We start from the raw sequence: 3,123 nt of genomic DNA on the forward strand, positions 1-3,123 counted from the left end.
ACCGATCAACGTGGTCAGGCTCGTTTTCAAATCATAGTCCCGTTTCTCCCCTTGCGACAACCGCAGCGCTTCCGAGCGCTCCGTCGGCGTCAGCAATGAAAAATCTCTCAGTGCCTGGTCGGGGCAGACCGCCATGTCGGCCAACACATTCCCGAGCTGATCGGACAACTCGCGGATATAAGATTGAGAGTACAGCGCGCCGTTGAACCGGAATTTTAGTTTCAGTTTTTTTCCGGGCTCTATGGTGAGGGTGAACGCATAGTTGGTGCGTTCGTAGCCGGTCAGTGAATTGATGGTGAGGCCGAGCGACTGCAAAATGCTTTTTTCTCCCGTGCCGGCTGCAAAATTTCCAAGCGGAAAATTATTGAATTGAAAGATATGGTCTATAAAAGGCTGTTCGAACCCTGTTCCGGCGTTCATTTCCGCCATAGACACATACTGATATTTTTGAATGTCGATCGTCTCCTGATGAACCTTTTGCAGCAGACTGCGGGTCGTGTCGTTGTCGCCATAGCGAACGCGCAGCGGCACGGTGTTGATGAAGACGCCCATCATGGATTCGATTCCTTCCACCGTTTCGGGGCGACCGGTAACAATCATCCCGAAGGCCACATCGTTGGTACGGTTGCGTTTGGCCAGCACCACGCCCCACGCGGTTTGCACAAACGTGCTGAGGGTGATGCTGTGGTGTTGCGTAGCCTGGTGGATCCTGGCGGTCAGCGCTTCATCCAGAAAATAGTTTTTTTCCTGCAGGTCATACGTCTGCCCCTCGATCACCTGATCGCCCGGCACGAACGCCATCCGGGTATACTCCGTCAAATATTCCTCCCAGTATTTCAGCGCGGCCTTTTTATCCTGGTATTGAAGCCATTCGATGTAGCGCGAGAATTGAGGTGCCGGCCCGAGTTTCAACGGTTGTCCTTCGGTCTGGCAAAGATTTTTATAAATACCAAAAAACTCGGTGATCAGATCATTGATACTCCAGCCGTCGATGATGATGTGATGGTTGCTCCAGATAATTTCATATTGGTCATGCGCGCACTGCAGGACGGTGAGTCGCAGCAGCGCGTCACTTTGCAGGTTGAAGTTTTGCAATTTATCTTTCTCCTGGGCTTCGGCGATCAAGGCGCGCTGTTCGTCCGGGGCAAAGGGTTGCAAATCGACGTAGGTAAAATCAACTTTGCGATGTTTCAGGACTACCTGTACGGGTTGTTCAAGATCCTTGAATAAGAAGATGGTCCGGAGAATATCATGACGCTGACAGAGAATGGAAAATCCTTTCTTCACCATGTCCAGTGCCAGCACGCCCGTCAGGCGATAGGACGTCTGCACATAGTAGGCCAGGGAATCCGGATCGAGCCGATGGTGAAACAGCAGTCCCTCCTGGATGGGCGACAACGTATAGATATCCTGTACGTCGTATTTCTTTTGAAGCTCGCGTACCTGCGAAATGGAAAGTTTTTTATAGGTGAAATCGCTGGGGGTTTGTATGCCCGGTCCTTTCACGCAATGTGCAATGACATCTTCAAGCGCGTGTTTGTAGTACATGAGCAGGGCTTGCACGACCTCATCTTTGAAATGCTTGCCGTTGAACGCAAGTTCTACAGTGAGCCGGTCGAACGCCACCGCCAACGAAAATTCCAGGGCATGGTCGCGCTGATTATCGGTGGCAATGTTGTCGGCCGCCATTTCAAACGACGTCCGGAAATCCGACTCGGCAGCGTTGTGTTGGTGCTGACCGGTATAATTAAAAATGATCTCGGATTTACGGTGCGCTCCAGCCGATTCGGCAAACGCGGCCGGGCAGAGGTGTTGGTAGATGCCAAAATCAATGCCTTTGTTCGGAATGCTCCGGAGCGTTTCCTTTGTTTCGATTACGTGATTGACGATATCGTCCGGCGTTCTGATTTCGAGGGTAACGGGATACACACTGGTGAACCATCCGACGGTACGGCTGGTGTCCAGCGTTTGTCCGAGATCCTCCCGTCCATGACCTTCCAGGTCGATGCGCACCTGGCTCATGGCAAAGCTTTTTTGCATGGCCAGGGCTAAGGCACTCAATAAAATTTCCTGCACGTTGGTGTTAAACGCGTGGTTTGCTTTTGTCAGCAGTGCCGCAGTGGTCTTCTGGTCGAGCGTGAACTGTTTTTTACGTTCATCGCGGATCAGGTCTTCCTCTCCGGAGCTGTTTTTCGGAAGAAGCGGAAATTTTGTTTTCAGCAAACCATCCCAATACGATTTCCCTTTCTGAAAAGCCGGTGTGTCACGATAGGCTTTCAACTGGTTTACCCATGACCGGAAGTCGGCCGAGGCTACCGACAGTTGCAGTGTCGCGCCGCGTTGTGCCTGGTGGTACAACGTTTTGATGTCGTCCAGCAAGGCCGACCACGAAACCGCGTCTACGATCAGGTGGTGCATTGCCAAAAACAATTTGGTTTCGTGCTTCAGGTAAAATAGTCCTATGCGCCAGAGCGGTCCATGTTGAAGATCAATGCCCGACTGAATTTCCCTTACTTTTTCCAGCATGGACGATTCGCTTTCAACCAGGTTTCTAAAATCGCATACCTCCAGCGACACGCGCGGCTCGCTGGATGGCATAATGCTTTGTGTCCATGTTCCGTTTTTGAACTGGGGCACTGCGCGAAGCATTTCGTGATGCCTGGCCAACGCTGTAAAAATGGCGCGTACCATGGACTCCTCCGGGAAGGATTTCATGGCGATCATGGCCGACTGATTGTAATGTTGAGGGCGGTTGTAGTTTCGGTTGAAAAAATCCGTTTGAATGGGCGACAACGAAAAGTCCTCGATCACCCCATTTTCCTCCACTGATTGCACCTCCGGCTTTTGCACGGAAATTTCCCGGGCAAGCTCACGGATGGTTTGATATTTCAAGATGTTTCCAACAGAAACGTTTAGTCCGATCTTTTTTGCCCTCGCCGCTACCTGAATGGCCCGAATGGAATCGCCTCCGTGTTGGTAAAAATTGCTCTCCACGCCAATGGTCTCCAGCTTGAGCACTTCCGCCCAGATGGCCACCAGCTTTTCTTCCACTTCGTTCTCCGGGGCCACGCGATCCTGCTCCGACACGCCCTGCACCGGGTCCGGCAACGCCTTCACATCGAT

At 51.8% G+C, this 3,123-nt stretch carries 1 protein-coding gene; it reads right to left on the reverse strand.

Annotated elements, in window-relative coordinates; translation table 11 throughout:
* A partial coding sequence (locus BUB30_RS34465) for a condensation domain-containing protein (RefSeq protein WP_221408843.1) occupies nucleotides 1-3,123 on the reverse strand: 3,123 nt, incomplete at both ends.

This window comes from Chryseolinea serpens (assembly GCF_900129725.1).
In the GTDB taxonomy this organism is placed as follows: domain Bacteria; phylum Bacteroidota; class Bacteroidia; order Cytophagales; family Cyclobacteriaceae; genus Chryseolinea; species Chryseolinea serpens.